At 32.9% G+C, this 22467-nt stretch carries 21 protein-coding genes; 13 read left to right on the forward strand and 8 right to left on the reverse strand.

The features are described from left to right. Positions 1-35: 35 nt before the first annotated feature. From G314FT_RS04490 to G314FT_RS04500, 3 genes are read right to left on the reverse strand one after another with little or no spacing between them, the layout of a single operon-like run. Entirely contained in the window at positions 36-1892 is a 1857-nt protein-coding gene (locus G314FT_RS04490; RefSeq protein WP_257702246.1) for a carbohydrate-binding domain-containing protein, read from the reverse strand. Between the two features lie 17 nt (positions 1893-1909). Beyond that, the gene (locus G314FT_RS04495; RefSeq protein ID WP_257702247.1) at positions 1910-2587 is read right to left on the reverse strand and encodes a DUF4956 domain-containing protein; all 678 of its coding nucleotides are present in this window, start codon (positions 2585-2587) and stop codon (positions 1910-1912) included. Then, entirely contained in the window at positions 2577-3305 is a 729-nt protein-coding gene (locus G314FT_RS04500) for a polyphosphate polymerase domain-containing protein (protein WP_257702248.1), read from the reverse strand. Before G314FT_RS04500 ends, G314FT_RS04495 begins: the two co-directional genes overlap by 11 nt. Positions 3306-3604: 299 nt before the next feature. Here G314FT_RS04500 and adhE point away from each other — a divergent pair, with 299 nt between their 5' ends. Continuing rightward, complete coding sequence (gene adhE, locus G314FT_RS04505; protein ID WP_257702249.1) at positions 3605-6211, forward strand: bifunctional acetaldehyde-CoA/alcohol dehydrogenase; 2607 nt, start codon at positions 3605-3607, stop codon at positions 6209-6211. 45 nt (positions 6212-6256) lie between these two features. Here adhE and G314FT_RS04510 read toward each other — a convergent pair whose 3' ends face one another. After that, positions 6257-6907: a hypothetical protein gene (locus tag G314FT_RS04510; RefSeq protein WP_257702250.1), complete on the reverse strand. Its 651-nt coding sequence runs from the start codon at positions 6905-6907 to the stop codon at positions 6257-6259. Positions 6908-7082: 175 nt separating this feature from the next. Here G314FT_RS04510 and mreC point away from each other — a divergent pair, with 175 nt between their 5' ends. From mreC to G314FT_RS04550, 8 genes are all read left to right on the forward strand, one after another. After that, a complete protein-coding gene (gene mreC, locus G314FT_RS04515) occupies positions 7083-7952 on the forward strand; it encodes a rod shape-determining protein MreC (protein ID WP_257702251.1) in 870 nt (289 codons plus the stop codon). Continuing rightward, positions 7952-8470: a rod shape-determining protein MreD gene (gene mreD, locus G314FT_RS04520; protein ID WP_257702252.1), complete on the forward strand. Its 519-nt coding sequence runs from the start codon at positions 7952-7954 to the stop codon at positions 8468-8470. Before mreC ends, mreD begins: the two co-directional genes overlap by 1 nt. 157 nt (positions 8471-8627) lie before the next feature. Further along, the gene (locus G314FT_RS10490) at positions 8628-10019 is read left to right on the forward strand and encodes a C40 family peptidase (protein WP_279348163.1); all 1392 of its coding nucleotides are present in this window, start codon (positions 8628-8630) and stop codon (positions 10017-10019) included. Positions 10020-10168: 149 nt separating this feature from the next. Then, on the forward strand, positions 10169-10504 hold the full coding sequence (locus tag G314FT_RS04530; protein ID WP_257702253.1) for a PadR family transcriptional regulator: 336 nt from the start codon (positions 10169-10171) through the stop codon (positions 10502-10504). After that, positions 10479-11150, forward strand: coding sequence for a DUF2812 domain-containing protein (locus G314FT_RS04535; protein ID WP_257702254.1), 672 nt, complete (start codon positions 10479-10481; stop codon positions 11148-11150). The genes G314FT_RS04530 and G314FT_RS04535 overlap by 26 nt, the downstream gene beginning before the upstream one ends. An 11-nt stretch (positions 11151-11161) precedes the next feature. Beyond that, a complete protein-coding gene (locus tag G314FT_RS04540; RefSeq protein WP_257702255.1) occupies positions 11162-12064 on the forward strand; it encodes an ABC transporter ATP-binding protein in 903 nt (300 codons plus the stop codon). Then, positions 12057-13307: an ABC transporter permease gene (locus G314FT_RS04545; RefSeq protein WP_257702256.1), complete on the forward strand. Its 1251-nt coding sequence runs from the start codon at positions 12057-12059 to the stop codon at positions 13305-13307. The genes G314FT_RS04540 and G314FT_RS04545 overlap by 8 nt, the downstream gene beginning before the upstream one ends. Before the next feature lie 176 nt (positions 13308-13483). After that, positions 13484-14767 (forward strand): ISL3 family transposase, encoded by a 1284-nt coding sequence (locus G314FT_RS04550; protein WP_257700363.1) that lies wholly within the window; start codon positions 13484-13486, stop codon positions 14765-14767. A 61-nt stretch (positions 14768-14828) separates the two neighbouring features. Here the strand turns inward: G314FT_RS04550 and G314FT_RS04555 are convergent, their stop codons facing one another. Genes G314FT_RS04555 through G314FT_RS04565 form a run of 3 tightly spaced genes read right to left on the reverse strand, consistent with a single transcriptional unit; the run spans position 14829 to position 18750 of the window. Then, positions 14829-16784, reverse strand: a complete 1956-nt coding sequence (locus tag G314FT_RS04555) for a glucose PTS transporter subunit IIA (RefSeq protein WP_257702257.1) — start codon at positions 16782-16784, stop codon at positions 14829-14831. Positions 16785-16796: 12 nt separating this feature from the next. After that, entirely contained in the window at positions 16797-17693 is an 897-nt protein-coding gene (murQ, locus tag G314FT_RS04560; protein ID WP_257702258.1) for an N-acetylmuramic acid 6-phosphate etherase, read from the reverse strand. Beyond that, on the reverse strand, positions 17686-18750 hold the full coding sequence (locus tag G314FT_RS04565) for a DUF871 domain-containing protein (protein WP_257702259.1): 1065 nt from the start codon (positions 18748-18750) through the stop codon (positions 17686-17688). Before G314FT_RS04565 ends, murQ begins: the two co-directional genes overlap by 8 nt. 208 nt (positions 18751-18958) lie before the next feature. Here G314FT_RS04565 and msrA point away from each other — a divergent pair, with 208 nt between their 5' ends. Next, positions 18959-19474 carry a peptide-methionine (S)-S-oxide reductase MsrA gene (msrA, locus tag G314FT_RS04570; protein WP_257702260.1) on the forward strand — a complete coding sequence of 172 codons (516 nt, stop codon included), beginning with the start codon at positions 18959-18961 and terminating at the stop codon, positions 19472-19474. Between the two features lie 38 nt (positions 19475-19512). On the opposite strand, the gene G314FT_RS04575 is transcribed toward msrA, so the two are convergent. Then, positions 19513-20154, reverse strand: coding sequence for a copper homeostasis protein CutC (locus tag G314FT_RS04575; protein ID WP_257702507.1), 642 nt, complete (start codon positions 20152-20154; stop codon positions 19513-19515). 115 nt (positions 20155-20269) lie between these two features. Here G314FT_RS04575 and G314FT_RS04580 point away from each other — a divergent pair, with 115 nt between their 5' ends. From G314FT_RS04580 to G314FT_RS04590, 3 genes are all read left to right on the forward strand, one after another. Then, positions 20270-21130 carry a methyltransferase domain-containing protein gene (locus G314FT_RS04580; RefSeq protein WP_257702268.1) on the forward strand — a complete coding sequence of 287 codons (861 nt, stop codon included), beginning with the start codon at positions 20270-20272 and terminating at the stop codon, positions 21128-21130. Positions 21131-21328: 198 nt separating this feature from the next. Further along, the gene (gene trmL / locus G314FT_RS04585) at positions 21329-21832 is read left to right on the forward strand and encodes a tRNA (uridine(34)/cytosine(34)/5-carboxymethylaminomethyluridine(34)-2'-O)-methyltransferase TrmL (protein WP_279348164.1); all 504 of its coding nucleotides are present in this window, start codon (positions 21329-21331) and stop codon (positions 21830-21832) included. An 11-nt stretch (positions 21833-21843) separates the two neighbouring features. Continuing rightward, the gene (locus tag G314FT_RS04590) at positions 21844-22464 is read left to right on the forward strand and encodes a histidine phosphatase family protein (protein ID WP_257702270.1); all 621 of its coding nucleotides are present in this window, start codon (positions 21844-21846) and stop codon (positions 22462-22464) included. The last annotated feature ends 3 nt before the right edge of the window (positions 22465-22467 follow it).

The following is a 22467-nucleotide window of genomic DNA, read 5'->3' on the forward strand; positions in this document are numbered from 1 at the left end:
ACCAGTTATATGATTAACTGGTTAGCTTTATAATATTATCTAGGGTTACCCATACTACCTCTAGGAATCCCCATACCACCTTGTACAATATTTCCATCTTGATCGATATTTAATATATTTGAACTACTAAATTTAATTGTACTGATTATTTTACCGTTGGTTTTAGTTCCAGATTTATACAAACCATTTGTATCTTTTTCAGATATTGTTCCACCAGATAATAAAGAATAGGTTGAATTATTAGTTAAATCTGGGCTAGAAATAAGTAGATGTTGAAATTCTTTTTTAGATTTAAAGGTGACTAACGTTTTTCCATTACTATCAGTTAAACTATATAGTGTATTTCCTGATTGTGTTGTATCAAAATAAATACCGACACTAGCCTGTTTACTATCATCACTAACGTTCATTGCCATATCAGATGTCCCAGTCGTAATAAGTGTTCCACCAGTTAAATTAAAGGTTCCATCATAATCGATTGCACCATTTCCTCCTTCGGTTGGACCATAAACAAGGACATTACCACCGGACATTGTAATAGACCCATTACTGTCTAAACCGTCACCAGATGCATCAACGACAATTGTTCCATTAGTGATTTCAAGTGATTTACTATCATCAGCTTGTCCAGGAGGATTACCGCCTTTACCAAATGAATCAGCGCCAAATTTTCCTGAGCCATCATCTTCGCTACTTCCACCAGCGTTAATACCATCATCAGATGATGTAATTAATAAATGACCACCATTTAATTTGATAACACTTGATTCAACTCCTTCATAGCTATGGTTGATAGTTATATTACCATCGTCAATTATTAAACTGTTATCAGCATGAATACCATCATCTCCTGTGTCAATAGTATAGTCACCATTTTTTATGGTTAGTGTGTCATTGCTATGTATAGCATCATCTAATGTGTTAAGGGTATATGATCCACTAAGGAGGGTTATCTTATTTGCTTTAAGTCCTTTGTAACTTTCGTTTGTGTCAAATTGTTGTGTATCATATCCATCACTTGTTTTGATGTTAAAAGTTGCTTGCTGGATAGAAAGGGAGTTTTCTGCTTGAATACCATCACGACCGCTATCAATCACAAAATCTCCACCATCTATTGCAATGAATCCTTTGTCTTCTTCAGTTGAATTATTTGCTTGAATGCCATCACCTTCTTCAGTCGTTAAGTGATAGGTCCCATCTTTAATTGAAACGGAATCTTTTCCTTTTAAGGCATTATTTTTAGCGTTAATAGTATAATTTCCTGAGATAAGGGTTAGGTCATCTTTACTATGAATCCCATTATTATATTTAGCTTCAACATCTAAGGAACCATCTCCATTGATAGTTAAATCATCTTTACTAAAAATAGTAGCATCAGGTTCTGTTTCACCAGTTTTTAAAGTATAGTTATCGCCATCTGATACAGTATTTTTAGTATCTTTTGCTAAAGTTATAACAGCTTTATCAGCTTGTTCAATTAAGATAGCAGGACCACTATCATTGTGAATAGACACATTGTTAAAAACTAGTTGAACTTTTTCTGTTTTATCAACATTAATAATTACTTGTCCATTACTTAATGATCCACTTAAAATATAGGTTCCACCCTTTGAAATAGTTACGACTTGTTCTTTTGCTGTTGCCCCCTCTCCATTTATAGCAACAGTATCATTTAACTCTATTTTAGTTGCTGTTGATTCATCGTAATCAGCGTTAAGATCAGTATTTGAATAAGTTCCTAACAACTTAGTGTTATTACTATCTGTTTTAGTAGAAGAACTATTATTTGTTTGAATGGTAGTAGAAGTAGCAGTGTTATTTTGTGAGCTCTGACAAGCAGTTAAGAGCATCATTGGGCTTATTAATAACATTAATAATTGAGCTTTTTTCATAAAAATTGTCCTTTCTATTATAAGGTGTCATTATGAGTTTTGCATCGACCAAGTACAACCGGAAGATTACCATTTCTCACTCGAATAGCATCTAACAATTCTTTTTCATTGGTACCTTCTTTTAAAATTAAATGATATCTAAGTTCGTAAAGACTACCCATAGTAGTTGTTCGAACAGAATCTAGTTGTTGATTTGTTACATAAGAATCAAAAATATCTTGGAATAAATCTGGGTAGTCTAAGTCTTCAGAAATGGTAATTTTTAACTCTCTCTCAGTTAATTTTTGTTTACTACCAAATGGTGATAGATACAATCCCATTAGAATGATTGTGACAAAAAGAGAGAAAATAATAGCATATACGATAAAGCCCATTCCTGTTGCTAATCCAATCCCCATTGACCAAAAGATGCTAGTAATTTCCCGTGATCCACCTGCAACAGAACGAAAACGAACTAAACTAAAAGCTCCGACAACGGCCATCCCAGTTCCAAGATTTCCATTAACCAGCATAATGACTGATTGAACTAAAACCGGGAGAATAGCAAGAGTAACGATAAAATTTTTGGTATAAATATTATTGACTGTATGAATATAGGAAACAACAATCCCTAAACCGATTGATGTTAAAGTACATAAGAGTAGTTGAGTTAACTCAATAGTAGAACTGCCATCTGGAAAGATACTAGCTAACATGTGTCATCACCTCAATATTATTTTTATGGATATAACGAGTATAGGTTTGAGAGTATTTTGAAAAACTCGATTTTCTTAAATGATATTTATTTAATAAATCGACAAACCATAAAGGATAGGCTCCTAATACTTTAACTTCCATTAATACGCCTATTTCTGGAGCCACTAGTTTCCCATAACTTCCATTTTTTAGAGATAAATCATGTGTTCTAAAGCGAATGTCGTGGTCAAATGTTACACGAAAATTAGAATCATCCGGTGTAAAAAAGGATAGGCGGTCATAAGATATCAATACTCTTGGTTGAAGTGTCTTATAGCGTTTATAAACCCAATCAATTTCTCGATAAGTTTGTGTGCGTTCAATATTTTCAGATAATTTTTTTGTGGTTTCAAGTTTTAGATACTCTCTATAAGGAAGTTCAATGCGTCTTTTATAAACTGTACCTTGAATTTTTTTCTTTAATTCTAAAAAGACAGTCGTATCATTATTAGGTGTCTGATAACTTCTAACACGGAGCTTTTCTTTATAAGCTGGTTTCTCCATAGAGTGTCTAATTAATAGAAAATCATCTGTATCATAATAGAGTGACATAATTGTATGTAACCCATATTTGTCGATAGACATATGTTTTTGTAAATCGATTATAAATTGATCATATTTGGTACTATCGATGATATATTTATGTTCTTTTCGTTTGAATTCTTTTTTTGCTTTCATAGTTAATCAACCCCTTTAAAAATTGTATGACTGTAGTTTAAGATATTAAACTTAAATGGAGCTTAAAGTGAAAAAAGTTTTAGTGATTAAACGCACAATATAATGTTTTTTTATTAATATATAAGATGTTTTTAATAGAATGTAAGATTTTATGCTATATTTTTAAAGGTTTTATTAAGGAAAACGTATTCATTTTGCTAAAGTGAAAAAAATCACATAAAGGTATTTACAAGTTTAAAAAAATGTTGTATATTATATTTGTGAAATACATAACGAATTGAATTCAGGAGGGTATTACTTTGAAAGATAAAGATAAAAATAAAAAAGCTGAAGTAAAAGAACAATCAGTAATAGAAACAATTGATCATTTGGTAGCTAATGCACAAGAAGCATTAAAAGAAATGAAAACTTTTGACCAAGAAAAAGTGGATCATATCGTTCACCAAATGGCAATGGCTGCCTTAAATGAACACATGCCTTTAGCAAAATTAGCAGTAGAAGAAACTGGCCGTGGTATTTATGAAGATAAAGCAATCAAAAACATGTTTGCTTCTGAAAGTATTTGGAACAACATTAAAAATGATAAAACTGTGGGAGTTATCAATGAAGATGAACAAAAACAAATCATCGAAATTGCTGATCCAGTCGGAGTTGTGTGTGGGGTAACACCAACAACAAACCCAACATCAACAACCATTTTCAAATCAATGATTGCGATTAAAACACGTAACCCAATTATTTTTGCTTTCCATCCAAGCGCACAAAAATCATCTGCAGCAGCTGCAAAAGTTGTAAGAGATGCAGCAGTTAAAGCTGGCGCTCCTGAAAACTGTATTCAATGGATTGATACACCATCTATTGAAGCAACAAATACATTAATGAACCATGAAGGTGTCGCAATTGTCCTTGCAACTGGTGGTTCTGGAATGGTTAAAGCAGCTTACTCTACTGGTAAACCAGCTCTTGGAGTAGGTCCTGGTAACACACCAGCTTACGTTGAAAAATCAGCTAAGATCAAACGTGCGGTAAATGATTTAATTACATCTAAATCATTTGATAATGGGATGATTTGTGCGTCAGAGCAAGGTGTCATTGTTGACAAAGAAATCTACGATGCAGTGAAAAAAGAATTTGAAGCCCATCAAGTATACTTTGTTAAACCAAACGAATTAGAAAAATTAGAAAAAGCAGTGATGAATGAAACCCAAACAGCTGTTAACCCTAAAATTGTTGGACATTCAGCCGTATCTATCGCTAAAGATGCTGGAATTAAAGTACCAGAAGGAACGAAAATTTTAGTAGCTGAATTAGAAGATGCTGGTCCAGATTATCCATTATCACGTGAAAAATTATCTCCAGTATTAGCAATGTTTAAAGCTAACAATACTGAACATGGTTTAGAATTATGTGAAAAAATGTTAAAACTTAATGGTGAAGGACATACAGCTGTTCTACATTCTGAAGATGAAGACTTACAATTAGCATTTGGTCTAAGAATGAATGCTTGTCGTATTTTAATTAACTCTCCAGCGGCTCAAGGTGGTATTGGTGATATCTACAACGAAATGATTCCATCATTAACTTTAGGTTGTGGATCTTATGGTAAAAACTCAGTATCTAAAAACGTTTCAGCAGTTAATTTGATTAACACTAAAACTTTAACGAAACGGAGAAATAACATGCAATGGTTTAAATTACCTGAAAAAATCTACTTTGAATTAAACTCAATTCAATACTTACAAAAAATGAAAGACGTTGAACGTGTATTCATCGTTTGTGACCCAGGTATGGTTGAATTTGGTTATGCTCAAAAAGTTATTGACGAATTAATGAAACGTCAAAATAAAGTGAAATTTGAAATGTTCTCAGATGTTGAACCAAATCCTTCAACCAATACAGTTTATGCTGGTACAGAACAAATGATGAAATTCCAACCTGATACAGTTATTGCTATTGGTGGTGGATCTGCTATTGATGCGGCTAAAGGTATGTGGTTATTCTACGAACATCCAGAAACAGAATTCTTTGGCGCTAAACAAAAATTCTTAGATATTCGTAAACGTGCTTACAAGATTCCTGAAGCAAGAAAAGCTAAAATGGTTGCTATTCCAACAACGTCAGGTACTGGTGCGGAAGTAACACCATTTGCGGTTATTACAGATAGTGAAACACATGTTAAATACCCATTAGCAGACTATGCATTAACTCCAGACGTGGCAATCATTGACCCACAATTTGTTATGAGTGTTCCTGCTTCAGTTACAGCTGATACTGGTATGGACGTATTAACACATGCAATTGAATCATATGTTTCTGTTATGGCAAGTGATTACACGAGAGGTTTAAGCTTACAAGCTATTAAATTAGTTTTTGAAAACTTAGAAGACTCAGTTAAAAACCCTAATTTAGAAAACCGCGAAAAAATGCATAATGCTTCTACAATGGCTGGTATGGCGTTTGCTAATGCATTCTTAGGTATTTGTCACTCAATTGCTCATAAAATTGGTGGAGAATACGGTATTCCTCATGGACGTACTAATGCGATTCTTTTACCACATATTATTCGCTACAATGCAAAAGACCCTTCAAAACATGCATTGTTCCCTAAATATGATTACTTTAGAGCTGACACAGATTACGCAGATATCGCGCGTTTCTTAGGACTTAAAGGCAATACAACAGAAGAATTAGTCGATGCTTTAGCTAAAGCTGTTGATAACTTAGGAAAACGTGTTGGAATCGACATGAACTTATCAGCACAAGGGTTAAGCAAAAAAACATTGGATGAAACAGTTGATCGCATGGCTGAACTTGCTTACGAAGATCAATGTACAACTGCTAACCCTAAAGAACCATTAATTAGTGAATTAAAACAAATTATTATTGATTCTTACGAAGGTAACTAAAAAAAATCATTTTAAAAAGGTCGTCCCAATGTTTGGGGCGACCTTTTAATTTAATAAATCATAAGTTTTTGTTTTAGGTTGATAGAGCACATTTTCTTCAGATATAGGAACAATGATAGAAGATATGCCGGGTCCAATTTTTTCTTTGAAGCCAATAGACGTAAAAGAGGCATCAATTAAAACAGCGTATTCTTTAGTAACAGCTACTTGATTGACAGGATTAAACTGAATTAAGTTACTGGAAATATCTAATCGATAGATGTCTTTATTGTCTGTAAAATAGTAAAACACATCGTCTTTTCCAAGATATTTTAGGCTATCTTGTTCTGTTGAGACTTCTTTTTTATAAAATGGAAGATTTAATGTTTTATCTACATCGTATAATGAGGCGCGATTTGAGGAATCATTAGGTCGTGTTTGATAATGTAAAACAGCCATTTTTATTTTTCGATTAGCATTTGTTTCAAAAGAAATGAGCTTACGATAATCCTTTGTTATTAAAAAAATAGTGGAAATACATATAGTAGTAATAAGAAAAGTTAGTCCAATGATTTTATAAATTTTTTTAGAATTTGTAGTTGAAGAGATAATACCAAATAAAATAAATAGAATGATAGCTACTATAAATAAGATAACAGGTAATACAACGTTAATTAAATGTTCGGAAAGGTACCAATAATTACCATTGACTGTCATAATATACCCTCCTGATGAGTTGATAATCTTATTATAGTCTAAAGAGTCTGAAATAGTAAATTAGTTTATTAAAATTTTAAAAACAAATAGGTAGTTATGTGGTTTATATTGAAGAATAATGGTAAAATCAAGGATGTATGTTTTTTTAGATTATAAGATATTACGGGGTGAAATAGTGAAAAAAAATAATTCGAGTCGAAATATTATTATAGCCATTACTGTTGTGATTGTTATTATTTTATTAGTGACATTTAGTGCAATGCAGCGAGATGATAATAAAAAAAGTTTGCCAGGGCAATCTCAAATGAATAATGTGATTTCAAAAGTAGATTATGTCGTGAAAGCTCCCTTTAGAATGCTTGAAAGCGGAGTGAAAAGTATAAATAATTTATTTAATACCTATACAGAAAATGAAGAGCTAAAAAAACAAATTGATAAAAGTGTTTCTTTAGAAGCAGAATTGGAAAGTCAAAAAGCTGAGACAAGAAAATTAAAAGAACAACTAAAATTGAATGATACATTAACCGATTATAATGTGATTAACGCTAGTGTTATTAATCGTTCACCAGATAGTTGGCAAGATGTTTTGATTATTGATAAAGGAACAAAAGATGGTATAGAAGTGAATATGGCTGTTATGGGTGATAAAGGATTAATTGGTCGAGTGATTATTGCTGAATCGGGTAGTTCAAAGGTAGAATTATTAACGACTCAAAATCAAAATACCAATCATTTTCCTGTAATGATTCAGACGAAAGATGATAAATCTGCATATGGATTAATGGAAGGTTATAACAGTAAGACACATACTTTAGTCGTCTCCCAATTAACGAGTGTGGATAACATTAAAAAAGGAGATTTGGTTTCAACATCAGGTTTGGGAAATAATTCTCCAGAAGGGTTAGTTGTTGGGGAAGTAAAAGAAGTGAAAAAAAATAAAACAGGGTTAAATGCAGAAGTATTGGTGACTCCTGTTGCTGATATGTATGACGTTTCAAGCGTAACAGTTATTAAACGCCTCGCTGGAAATCAAGGGGTGGAGTAATGGAAAAAAATTCATACTACTCATACTATTTACCCGTTTTATTGTTTGTTGCAATGTTAGTTGATGGTCATGTAAGCAGTGCAATGATGGGGATGTTATCTATTCCTATGACATTTACAAGTCATTTAGTTTTGTTAATTTTAATGTTTTCGACGTTTAAAGTAAATCAAACTTATTTAATGATTTGTGCAACAGCTATTGGATTGTTATATGATTCTTATTTTTATAATGTTTTGGGGATTAATTTAATACTGTTACCTATCCTTGTTTTTTTTATGTATAGACTTTTTGAATATGTCGAACCAAATACTCTGACACTTATATTAAGTTTTATTGTGTTTGTCACACTTATGTCCATAGGAAGAGCGGTTTTACTTAGTATTTTCAAATTAACTAATGCTAACTTTTTAGACTTTTTCACGCGAAACCTAGCTCCATCTTTATTAATCAATGTATTATATATATGTCTGTTAGTTATACCACTATCAAAGGTATATGGAGTTTACAAGAAAAAGTGATTATTTGAAATGTTTTTGTAACATTCCTATCATCAAAGTGACATGTATCTATGTTAGAATTTGATTGTTGTTAAAGTTAACGTAAATTTAAAAAAATGAATAAAAATTTAATCAAATAAAAATAAATGTGAAATGAAAAAATGGAGGATGGCTAGCTTTGAAAAAGAAAGTATTATCGACGATTTTATTAAGTAGTATATTATTAAGTACCGTGGGTGCTCCAGCGTTAGCTACTGCAGCTAACACAGACTCAAAAGTAGAAGAACAAAATAAAAAAATTAAGGAGTTAGCCTCTAAAGAAGAAGAAGCAACTACTCAATTATCAAGTATAAAAGAAAATATTTCATCTATTAAAGAAGAAGCATCAGCTTTACAATCAAAACAAGCTAAATTAACAAAAGAAATTTCTAGTCTAAATGGAGAAGTAAAAGATTTAGAAGCACGTATTGCAAAACGTGATGCATCAATCAAAGAACAAGCTAGATCGGTTCAAGTAGAATCAAACAGTTCAAACGTTGTTGATTTAGTTTTAAACGCTGATTCTGTTTCAGATGCTTTGACAAAAGTTATGGCGGCTAATCGTTTAGTAGGTGCTAATAATGATATGATGAAACAACAAAAAGAAGATAAAGAAGCAGTAGAAGCGAAAAAAGCATCTGCGGAAGAAAAAGCAAAAGAAGTACAGAAAACAGCTGTTACTTTAGAAGCAAAAAAAGGTGAATTAGAAGATCAAGAGTTAGCACAACAAGCAACTGTTAGCCAAATTTCTGCTGAAAAAGCGACAGAGGAAAATAAAAAAGAACAGTATTTAGCTGAACAAAAAGCCGCAGAAGAAAAACGTGAAGAGCAACGCAAAGCTGTAGAAGCAGCAGCTCAAGCAGCGAAAGAACAAGCTAAAACTGTCAAAAGTGAAAAAGTAGACACCGCTAAAACTAATAGCGACAGTAATAATGCTGCTAATAGTAATAATACTGATAATACTTCTAATGAAATTACTAATAATACGACAGATAATTCTGGAAAAATCGATAAACAAGTGACTGTTGTGACACCAAACGATATCAATGAAAATAAACCTGCTCAAACACAACCAGAAGTAGAAGAAACAAATACAACAGAGACAAACACAACAGAGACAAGTACGCCTGTTGCGACAACACCAGCGCCATCACAAACTTCTACAGCACCAGCTGCAAATGGTAATGCTGTTGTGTCTGAAGCATATAAACATATTGGAAAACCATATGTTTGGGGAGCAAAAGGACCTAGTTCATTTGACTGTTCAGGATTTACATCTTATGTATTCCGTCAAGCTTCAGGAAAAGAAATTGGTGGATGGACTGTCCCACAAGAAAGTGCTGGAACACAAATTTCGTTAGGTGAATTACAACCAGGAGATTTGGTATTCTGGGGTTCTAGAGGTGCGACGTACCATGTAGGTATCTATGTTGGTGGAGGTCAATACATTCATGCTCCGCAACCAGGAGAATCAGTTAAAGTGACAAGTATGTCATATTATTCACCAGATTTTGGTGTAAGAGTTAACTAATTTAAACGATTATTATTAAAAAGATGATTTCAAGTGTTGCTTGAAATCATCTTTTTTTATTGACAAAAACTATATCATTATATAATATATCAGTTAACGATATATTATATAATGATATAGTTGGATATGGATTAAAGGAGAGTGACAAAATGGAATCTATGACAGACTCGACGTATTTAATCTTGTTAAGTTTATTAGAGCCAAGACATGGCTATGCAATAATGAAAGGTATCAGTGAGATGACGCATGATAGTGTAACAATTGGTCCAGCAAGTATGTATACTATTTTAAAAAAATTAGAAAAAAAAGGAGATATTCGTTTAAAAGAGGATAAAGATAGAAAAAAAATCTATGTGATAACTTCTAAAGGAAAAGATGAGTTGATAAATGAGGTGGACAGACGACGTATGTTTTATGAAGCAGGACGTTCTTTGTTAATGGGAAATAAGGTGGATGTGTATGATATGGAAGAACACGAAAATTAAACTATCAAAAGGTTTAGCTTTTTACGCTGAAAAAGAGAGCATTTATTTTTCGAAAGAGGCTAGTAAGGGATGGCAATTAAAAAAAATTAGTCCTTTAGGATTTTATGTATTTAGAAAAGCAGCAGCAGAAGAATCAACTTGGGTCATTGATTTTTATAGTGAGAAAAAAGAAGATATTCATGAGTATATTGAGTTTTATCAAGACTCAGGTTGGTTGCTAGTCGAAAATTATCGAAATCGTTATTTTGTATTTAAATCAACTGGTAATTATGTTTTTAATTATACTGACAGACAAACTTATAAAGAACGTTTGAAAAATGAAACAGTCTGGATGTTGTTACAGTCTTTATGGGCCTTTTTTCCAAGTTTAGCTATATATCTGATATTGTTTTATTTCAATCATTTTGATATGGGCTTGTGGTTCAAAGCAATCATTAGTGGCATATTATTTTTGGGGATTATTTTTCCAGTGATATTGGGTGTTTTATTATTATATTTCAAAATGATGTATCGTAAACGGCCAGAATTGTATAACAATCCTAAAGCAATAGATAAAAGCCAAAAATTTGGAAGAGATATGGTTATTACGATGATTATTGGAGCTCTTTTCGGATTTATTAGTAGTATATTATTTTTTAATCAATAGGAGGGAAAAGAATGTTAGAAGTAGAAGGATTAACAAAATATTTTGGGGATATGGCAGCAGTAGATGATATGTCTTTTCGTATACCTGATGGCAAAATTTTAGGATTAATCGGACAAAATGGTGCGGGGAAATCAACCACCTTTCGTTTGATTTTAAACTTTTTAGATGCAGATGATGGAACGATTTTATGGAATGGAAAACCATTAAAAGAGAAAGATTATGATGTTATTGGTTATTTACCAGAAGAAAGAGGACTTTATCCTAAAGTAACAATTGAAGACCAGTTGATTTATTTTGGTCGCTTACGTGGAAAAAAGAAAAAAGAAATTGTTCCGCTAATTGATAAATGGATGGAAAAGTTTCAAGTAAAAGGGGAAAAAACAGATAAAGTAAAATCGTTATCTAAAGGAAATCAACAAAAGGTTCAGTTGATTGCAACACTTATCCATGAACCCAAATTGATTATTTTGGATGAACCATTTAGTGGATTAGATCCAGTAAATGCTGAGCTTTTAAAAGAAGGTATTATCGAATTAAAAGAAAACGGTTCGTGTGTTATTTTTTCTAGTCACAATATGGAAAATGTTGAAAAAATTTGTGATCATTTAGTCATGTTACGAGATGGTGAAATGGTGCTTGATGGCTCTGTTCAGGCCATTAGAGAATCTTTTGGTAGAACCCACTTAGAGATAGAAACACCTCTATCTAAAGAAGAATTAGAAGCTATTCCTGGGGTATTAAGAGTAGAAAATCCAAGAGAAAATTATTATCATCTAAGGTTGGAGTCTTCAGATGTAGGTCGAGAAGTATTTGAAGAAGCAATCAAGGTGACTGATTATATTCCAATATTTAATCAACAGCCACCGACATTAGAGGAAATATTTAAATTAAAGGTTGGTGAAGAGGATGAATAAATTTTGGGTTGTTGCACTTGAAACGTATAAGAAGCATGTTAAATCAGCAAGTTTTATTATGATGGTTTTAGCACCATTTTTATTAATTGGCTTTTCTTTAGGAATGGGTTACTTTGGGGATAAATTTTCAGACGTAAATGAAATAGCGATTGTCTCGGATGATAAGGCTATTAGTGAAACTTATAGAGAAATGGCTAAAGATGATTTCGATATAAACAAGAAGATAACGACAGAATCTAAGGCAAAAAAAGCACTTGAAAACGAAGAAATTGATGGGTATCTTTCTATTTCGGTTTCTGAAAATCAATTAAAAGGACAGTATACAGGAGTAGAAACACTTGGTACAACAAATCAACAAATACTACTTGGCTTTCTAAATCAAATGCAACTAGGTATTAATTCAGGTTCATTAGGGTTAACGCAAGAGCAAGTGACGACGCTATTATCTCAAGCAACTTTATCAGAAAAACAAGTCAAAGTATCAGATGGACAGATTAAGGAAAATAAAGATAATCGGATGGCGTTAACACTAGTGGGATTCTTTATTGTTTTAGCGATGTATATGATAGTCTTACTATATGCTTCTATTACAGCGCAAGAAGTGGCGTCTGAAAAAGGGACACGTATTATGGAAATTATTTTGTCCAGTACAACGGCAGCAAAACATTTTTACGGGAAAATTATGGGGATTTTCCTCGTGATTTTAACGCAAGTTCTCATCTATCTGTTTTCTGGCGTGATTGCTTACTTTTTAGCAAAAGATATGGATATGGTAAAAGGATTTTTGGAAACAGTGTCAATTGATGAATTAATCAAAGGAATTTTAGGTTACAATCTCTTATATTTACTATTAGGTGTGTTAATCTATACGATTTTATCAGCTTTTACAGGCTCGTTAGTAAGCAAATCAGAAGATGCTGCAAAAGCTGTAACACCTGTGACTTATTTGATTATGATTGCCTCGTTACCAACAATGATGTTAGGCATGTCTGATCCACAAAATATGTTGATTAAAATCTTTTCATTTATACCATTTTTCTCATCATTTGCTATGCCTGTTAGAATCGCAAATGATAGTGTAACCAATACAGAGATTATTATTTCCTTAGGTATACTATTAGTTGGCATTATTTTATTACTTAGACTTTCAGCTAAAGTATACAAATCAACTGTTTTAATTTATAGTGATAAGAGTATGATGCAAGTATTTAAAGATGCGGTAAAAGTGACAAAAACAAGATAAAAGAAACGCTTGGAAAATTTTTCCAAGCGTTTTTCGTTATGTCATTTTTGGCTGTATAATTTTTGATGTGGATGAAGAAATTCATCTGCATCTATTTTTTTACATAAAAAAGAAACATACGAATTTTCCAGGTAAAATTAAAGTGACCAAACCAAATTTTAGAAAGGAAGATTCATATGTCTCACAACCATTGTATCCGAGTGTCGCTGGATTTGAAAGACACAAACATTTATTTTGATTCTATTTTTTGTGAAGAAAAAATGATAAAAGGAGTTAGAAGTAAAATCTATAGCGGAACACTTACTTATAAGCCTTTGGCTTGTCCTTGTTGTGGAATTAAGAATGAAAACTATTCTATTGTAAAAAATGGTTTTATTTCTTCTCGAATAAAATGGCTAAGTGTTGCCCATTATCCAACCTATCTATCACTAAAGAAACAACGGTTCCTTTGTCGTAAATGTCACACCTCTTTTATAGCTGAATCTTTAGAAATTGATAAGCACTGCTTTATTGCTAACAGAGTGAAACAGTCTATTGGCATGGAGTTATCCGATGCTATCTCATTGAAAGACTTATCTAAAAGACATTTTGTATCAACTACTACAATCAGTAGAATTCTTAATTTATTTGGGAAAGAACTGTCAAATAAATTTACGGACTTGCCTCAACACCTATGTTTTGATGAGTTTACATCTGTAAAAAACAATCAAGGTAAGTACAGTTTTATCTACTCAGACTCCTTATCACATAAAATTATTGATATTTTACCAGATAATAAAAGGATTACGTTAGAAAAACACTTTTCAAAATACCCTTTGAAAGTAAGAAATAAAGTCGCAACGATCGTTGTTGATATGAATGCTGGCTATTTTAAACTAGCTAATAAACTTTTTCCAAATGCTTCAGTGGTTATTGACCGATTTCACTTAGTTCAATTAATTAGTCGTTCATTAAATATTACAAGAATTAGAACAATGAATAAGTTTAAGACATCAAACCTTAATGATCTAAAGAATTATAGAAAACTAAAGAGATATTGGAAGCTATTTTTAAAAGACTCTAACGAATTAAATTATAAAGACTATCGTTATCAACGATTATTTAAAAATATCTTACCTGAAACAGATATTATGGATTATTTACTAAGCTTAAGCAAAGAACTATCTGAGACATACGGACTCTATCAAAACTTATTATATTGTAGTAAAAACAATGATTTTGAGGCTTTCTCAGATCTACTATTATTAAGTCATGAGTTAATCTCTGAACCAATGAAAACATCTATCAGAACACTAAAAAAACATCTTCCAAGAATTAATAATACTTTCAAGTTTCCATTTTCTAACGGACCATTAGAAGGGACCATCAATAAAATTAAGCTAATCAAACGAATAGCCTATGGCTATAGAAATTTCCAAAACTATAAATATAGAATTTTACTTAGTTTTCAAGGTAAATAAATAAGCAACGAAAACCTGTTGTCTTTCGTTGCTTAAATTCACTAAATTTTACTCATCCACATCATTTGACGGAGAGCCTCATTTTTACATTTAAAAGATGGTCTGTATGTGTTACAGTGCCTGTTTTTGTTAAAACGAATGTGTCAATATCATCCATATTGGTTAAAACAACAATCATAGAAGTTTCTTTTTTCGCTTCTTTAATTTGTTCTAAATCAACCCTGGCCAATAAGTCACCTTGTTTTACTTTCTGACCTTGTGTTACTTTAACATCAAAAGGTTTTCCGTCAAGATTGACAGTATCAATTCCCATATGGATTAAAACATCTAGTCCATTAGTTGTTGTGATACCAATGGCATGTTTTGTTGGGAAAACAGTGGTAATTGTTCCATCAACTGGAGAATAGATATGACTATCACTTGGATCAATAAAATAACCATCGCCCATCATTTTTTCTTGGAATACAGGGTCACTTACTTCTTCTAATGTATGAGCTACACCGTTTGCAATAGAAGTTAAACTCACTTCTTTTACTTGACTTGTGGGTTTGACAATAATATCCTCTGTTGTTTCTGCTAAGGTGTTTTTTTCTAATTGTTCTTTTGGAATACCAAAGAAGTAAGTCGCTAAAAATCCACCAACATAAGCAGCAATTAAGCCTAAAACGTATCCCCACCATCTACCATTCGCAATTAATGGAATTAAGGCTACACCTGAAGGGCCAATAGCAATCGCGCCGATATTTCCAACTAATCCAACAACAGCCCCACCAATACCTCCACCGATACAAGCAGTAATAAATGGACGGCCTAAAGGTAAGGTTACACCGTAAATTAAAGGTTCACCAATACCTAAAATTCCAACAGGTAAAGCTCCTTTAATCATTTCAGTTAATTCTTTGTCTTTTTTGCATCGAACCCATAGTGCAATCGCAGCTCCGACTTGACCAGCACCTGCCATTGCTAGAATTGGTAGTAGCATCGTTTGTCCTGTTTCATTAATCATTTGGACATGGATAGGTGTTAGTATTTGATGCAAACCAAACATCACCATTGGCAAAAAGAATGTTCCTAAAATAAATCCAGAGAATGCTCCACCAACGTTTAGTACCCAATTAATCCCACCAACCATACCATCAGAGATAAATCCAGCTAGAGGCATAATAAAGAATATTTCAATTAGTCCAATAATAATCAAAGATAGAGTTGGAGTCACAATAATATCTATCGAATCAGGAATGATCTTATGTAATCTTTTTTCAACAAGAGAAAGTAACCAAACAGCAAAGATAACACCTAAAATACCACCTTGGCCAGGAGAAAGAGCTTGCCCTGTGAAGAGATTTTTAAGTGGGGCTTCAGGGTTCATACCTGTTAGCATGACAACAGCCCCAATAACCCCACCTAGAGTGGGTGTTGCTTTAAATACTTGAGCAGCGTTAATCCCTGTATAAATAACTAAATAACCAAACATCCCATTTTTTAGAATATTCATCACATCGATATACTGTTGCCAAGTTGCCCCATTAATACTACCAGCTGTTACTAAGTTGGTTAAAATAGCAGCAATCCCTGCAACAATACCAGTACCAACAAAAGCTGGAATCATTGGAACGAAAATGTTAGAAATGTCCTTAAGAATGACTTTTAAGGTAGATTGTTTTTGCTTGGCTTTTTGAGCTTCTTTCATTTCTCTTGCTTTTTCATTAACCATTTCTTTTCCTGAATGGGCTTCAGGGAACGTTTCACCTAAATCAACGCCAGCCATATCAACCATCTCTTTAGCTACTTTATTGACTTTTCCTGGTCCAATGATAATTTGTAATTGTTCATCATCGACTACTCCTAGTACGCCAGGAATAGCTTTTAAGCCATCTAAATCAACTAAATCACGATTTTTAAGAGTCATTCTAACGCGCGTCATGCAATGAACGATTGAGATAACGTTTTTCATGCCACCAACATGATTGTAAATTTGTTGTGATAATTCGTTTAAACTTAATTCATTCTTTGACATAGTGATTCTCCTTTATAATGTTTTTTTTATAAAACCTTTAGCCTGAGTTAACTTGTCCATTGCGTCATCTTTGCTACTATTTGTCAAAATCATGACAATAGCTAATTTGACATCTTCATCTGCTTCATAAAAGTATGTTTCAGCTGTTTTATAATCGACTTCTGTTGCTTGCATAATAATCCGTTTGGCGCGCTCTACGAGTTTTTCATTGGTGGCTTTAACATCAACCATTAAATTGTTAAAGACTTTTCCGATACCAATCATGCTAATAGTAGAAATCATATTTAAAACGAGTTTTTGAGCGGTTCCGGATTTTAGTCGAGTCGATCCTGTTAAAAATTCTGGGCCAACGCTAACTTCAATTGGAAAATCAGCACTTTGGCTAATCAATGCATTTTTATTACAAGATAAGCTAGCTGTTTTTGCTCCTATTTCTCTAGCGTAGTTGAGACCACCAATCACGTATGGAGTTCTACCACTTGCAGCAATCCCAATGACCATATCGTGTTTTGAAAGATTTAAATCAACTAAATCTTTTCTACCAAGTTCCATGGAATCTTCAGCTCCTTCGACTGCAATGGTCATCGCTTTTTCTCCACCGGCAATTAAACCAATCACCATATCAGGGCTAACACCAAAAGTTGGGACACATTCAGCTGCGTCTAAAACACCCAGTCTACCACTTGTGCCAGCCCCCATATAAATAAGACGTCCTCCTTGGTTAAAGGCTTCAATTGTCTGGATAATCACTGGTTCAATGCTATCTAATTCATCTTTAACTGCTTCGGCTACTTTTTCATCTTCTTGATTCATTAATAAAAGAGCTTCTTTGACACTCATCGTATCTAAACCTAATGTATCTTGGTTGCGCTGTTCAGTAGTTAAATTAGTTAAATCGACTTTACTCATTATCATCATCCTTTCTTAATTCATAACTCATGCCTGCTTTGATGTGGTCTATTAAGGGAATATCTTTTTTAATTACATGAGCGACAACGTTAACCTTATCATCTTTTGGTAGGTCTGCTTTTGTAATTTGTAATTCTCCCATATAGCGTAAATATGCGTGATTATCTAACGTCACACTTCCTTTTAAGCGTGGTAGGTTTTTTTTGGGGGGAATATCAGGTATTTGTTTAAATCGTGCATTGGCGCTTCTTACCACATCGCGAGCTTCATCTTGGCGATTGTGATGTTGACCAAGAAACAGAAAGCTAAATTCTTCATCAATGGTATTAACATGGAGAGTGAGAGTATCATTTTGTAAAAACTCTTTAAACTGAGATTGTGTGACCTCGCTTAAGCCACCGTCTCCAATATAAATGTAATCAGTAAGTTGGTTAGCTAAATCTAAAGCACTTGCTAGAGGGTGGATATAACGATGTTCCTCTAGTGTAGGTAAACCTTCATAAAGTGGACCTCTTAAATCATCATCACCTGGAACGAAACCTTGAATAGTAAATCCATTTTCTTTTAGCCACTGATTTTTTTCTAAATACCAGGTTTTATCTAATCCAGTTTCTGGTCGAGGATAGTAGTTATGCCATGCTTCTAAATGTTTGAAATTTGCTTTGTATTTGATTAGGTCATCAATATCATGTTGTGTAATAGTACTAGCATTTAATCCAACTGTCATATGGTGAGAGCACTTGGCGATTGTATCATTTGGAATATGGTAATCCATTCGAAGAGCTGTCACACCAATATGTTTTAATTCATCAAGACGATCAATAGAAAATCCTGCTTTAGACAAAGCATCACCTGATATGTCAATCATTAAGTTAAGATTGTTTTTTTTAGCTTCCGTGCCAAGTTCAATTAGTCTGGAATAGTAGGTAGCGGCATCATCTTCTGGAATATGTAGCGAAGTGAAAATACCTGTAAATCCAATTGTTTTCATTTTTTCTATGTAACTCTTTTTTTCATTCGATAAAGGCTGATTCATAAAAATAGAAAAACCAAACATTATTTTTTACACTCCTTTCTTGACTGTATTCGTTTTCATATAAGATAAGACTATTATATCTTATTGAAATTTTTTTTCAATTAAAATATTATATATTATAAAATAATATTCCTTAAAAAGAAGGAATACTTTGTGAATAAATCATATTATGTGACGAATAAAAGAAGATTGTTTAAAATGGTTAGAAATAGATAAGGAGATGATTTTAATGGAAGAAAAAGCAATATTTGCTGGTGGATGCTTTTGGTGTATGGTAAAACCATTTGATGAGTTACCTGGAATTATTAAAGTAGTTTCGGGGTATACAGGAGGTCATACGGTTAATCCAACATATGAACAAGTGTGTAGTGGAACAACAGGTCACACAGAAGCTGTTGAAATTACATTTGATCCTGAAATAATTAGTTATAAAGACTTGGTTGAGATTTATTGGCATCAAACAGATCCAACAGATGCTATGGGGCAATTTGTTGATAGAGGTGATTCTTATCGTCCAGTTATTTTTTATGAGAATGAGGAACAATATGAGATAGCAAAAGAATCAAGAAAAGAGCTAGAGGAAAGTGGAAAATTTGATCAACCCATTGTAACACAAATAGAAAAAGCTAAAACTTTTTATCCTGCAGAAGATTATCACCAAGATTTTTATCAAAAAAACAAAGAGCATTATCAAAATTATCGACGAGCTTCTGGTCGTGATCAGTTTATTGAGAATAATTGGTAAAAGAAAAAGTGCCTTGCGTCTAAAACGCAAAGCACTTTTTAAAAATGAAAATCAACAATTTGAGTTCCGTGTACCTCTTTTACATTTAAAAAAGAAGTCACTGTATCAATATTCTTATAAGTAATTCCACCACCAGGTAGGATTGTAATTCGGTTATTAGCGTAGGAAATTAAATCATTAAGGTATTCTAAATGTTGTTCAATTGGTACGACACTTGCTCCACCATGAGTTAAAATCCGAGTAACGCCATGTTGACTTAACCAGTCAATGGCTTCAAATTGATCATCACGCTTCATTAAGTCAAACGCCATATGAAAGGTGACTTGCATGCCTTCAGAAGCTTCCAATAAGATTAACATAGCTTCTTCATCGATTTTATGTTGTTCATTTAAACAACCAAATACTACCCCATCAACACCAAGTTGTCTTGCTTCTAAAATATCTGCTTCCATAATTTTTAATTCAATGTCAGTATAGACGAAATTTCCACCACGAGGTCTGATAATCGCCATCACAGGAACGCCTTTTTCACTACAGTAGGCCATGGTTTCTGCTAAGACACCTTTACTAACTGTTGTCCCACCGACAGCTAAATTATCACAAAGTTCAATGCGTGTTGCACCTGAAGCAATCGCATTTGGAATATTCGTAAAGTTTTCAGCACAAAATTCTTTAATCATCACAAACAAATCCTCCGAGTTTCATTCATTCTTATAATATTAGTATAGCATAAACCATCATTTGTCGATGAAAATTATGGTATGATAGTCGTAACATTTATTTAGGAGTTTAAATATGCTAAAAAAGAAAAAAGAGTACGCGATAGATCACTTAAAAACGACAGTGGGTGCAATAGCATGTCCCAAATGTCATAGTGCATTTGATTTATTAGATAATGGATTAGTTTGTCAGAATAATCATCATTTTGATTTATCGAAAAAAGGAACGATCCATTTTCCACTTCACCATATGGAAAGTGATTATGATCATCAGATGCTTGAACATCGACGCAATATGATTCAAAAGGGATTATATCAGCCAATTGAAAAGGAAATAGCCCGTATTATTTTAAATCAAGGGGAAATTGGTTTAATAGTAGATATGGGAGCTGGAGAAGGAAGTATCTTAGAGAGGCTAATCAGAAACAATGATATTTCTGGTACTAAGATGGGATTTGATTTGTCCAAGGATGGTGTGGTATTAGCAAGTGACTTTTCAAAAGAGGCTTTTTGGTTCATTGGAGATGTCACAAATATGCCATTTAAAGATGAGAGTGTAGATACTTTATTAAATATTTTTTCACCTAGTCACTATGAAGAGATGGGACGTGTGTTAAAAAAAGAGGGCCTGGTGATTAAAGTAATCCCAGAAGAAAATTATTTAAAAGAATTACGTGAGCTATTTTATTATGATGAGCAAGCTAAACAACAATATAGTAATGAAAAAGTGTATCAAAAATTTTTAAAAGATATGCAGCTAATAGAAGAAAAAAGAATAACCTATCATTTTGTTGTGGAAAAAGAAGATTTTCAAGATGTTTTGATGATGTCACCAATGCATTGGGGAGCCAGTATTCAGGCAAAAGAGCATGCTCGTGATAATTATTTTCAGAAATTAACAATAGATGTGAAAATATTGGTTGGTAAAAAATATTGATTTCCAAAACTAAGGTTGTTTTTTATAGTTGTTAGTGCTACAATAACATCAAGTCATTTTCAGCGGTTTTTATCAGATTCCTGTTCTGATAAAAGTTGGTGAGATGGCAAACCGCCAACGTAGCGACTCGCAGTGAACTAACACCGAGACGATACGTTTTTTTTATGCCAAAAAATAGGAAAGAAGAGACCCAAAATAATGAATCATATCGTATTATTTGAGCCACAAATACCGGCAAATACCGGAAATATTGCACGAACTTGTGCTGCAACAAATTCACCATTACATTTAATTGAGCCATTAGGATTTTCAACAGATGATAAACATTTAAAACGAGCAGGGCTTGATTATTGGAATGATGTGAATATTACATATCACAAAAACTTAGAGGCTTTTTTAGAAACATTAGGCGATTCGCCACTACATTTGGTCACAAAATTTGCTAGAAATACTTATAGCGATGTGGCATTTAATGATGGGCGTGACCATTATTTTATTTTTGGAAAAGAAACAACAGGATTACCAGAAACATTTATGAGAGAAAATGAAGAAAAATGCATCCGTATTCCAATGAATGATGAGCACGTTCGATCATTGAATTTATCAAATACCGTTGCGTTAGTTGTTTATGAAGCATTAAGACAACAAGCGTTTCCCAATTTAGAAGCAGTTCATATATATGACAATGATAAATTAGGCTAGGAGTTAGTTGAATGAAATTATATTTTGTCCGCCATGGAAAAACAGAGTGGAATTTAGACGATCGGTTACAAGGAATGAAGGATTCTCCTTTATTACCGCAAAGTTATGAAGACATGAAAAAATGTGGTCAAGCGTTAAAAGATATTCCGTTTAAAGCAGTGTATACAAGTCCTATTAAACGAGCAAAAGAAACGGCTGAAGGTATTGTGTCACAATTTGATTATAATGTCCCTATGTATGAAAGGCCAGGCTTTGTAGAGCTTAGTTTTGGCGATTTAGAAGGAGAAAAGTTTTTAACAGCAAAAGAAACGTTTCCTAATGAGATGTTTTATTTGAGAAATCACCCAGATAAGTATGATCCATCCGTTTTTAATGGGGAAAATTATGGCTCAATGATTAAAAGAAGCACCACTGTTGTAAAAGAAGCAATAGAAGACAATGAAACAGGGCCATTGTTGTTTGTTGGACACGGAGCGATGTTAATTGCTTGTTTACGTACACTTTTGGGTGTACCAATTGAACGTATTCGTGAAGTTGAGGGAATGTTAGATAATAATAGTGTGACAGTTTTATCATTTAATGATGGAGAATTTACTTTAGATGATTGGAACAATACAGATTTCTTATCATGATAG

This window comes from Vagococcus luciliae, from assembly GCF_024637875.1.
GTDB classification, from domain to species: Bacteria; Bacillota; Bacilli; order Lactobacillales; family Vagococcaceae; genus Vagococcus; species Vagococcus luciliae.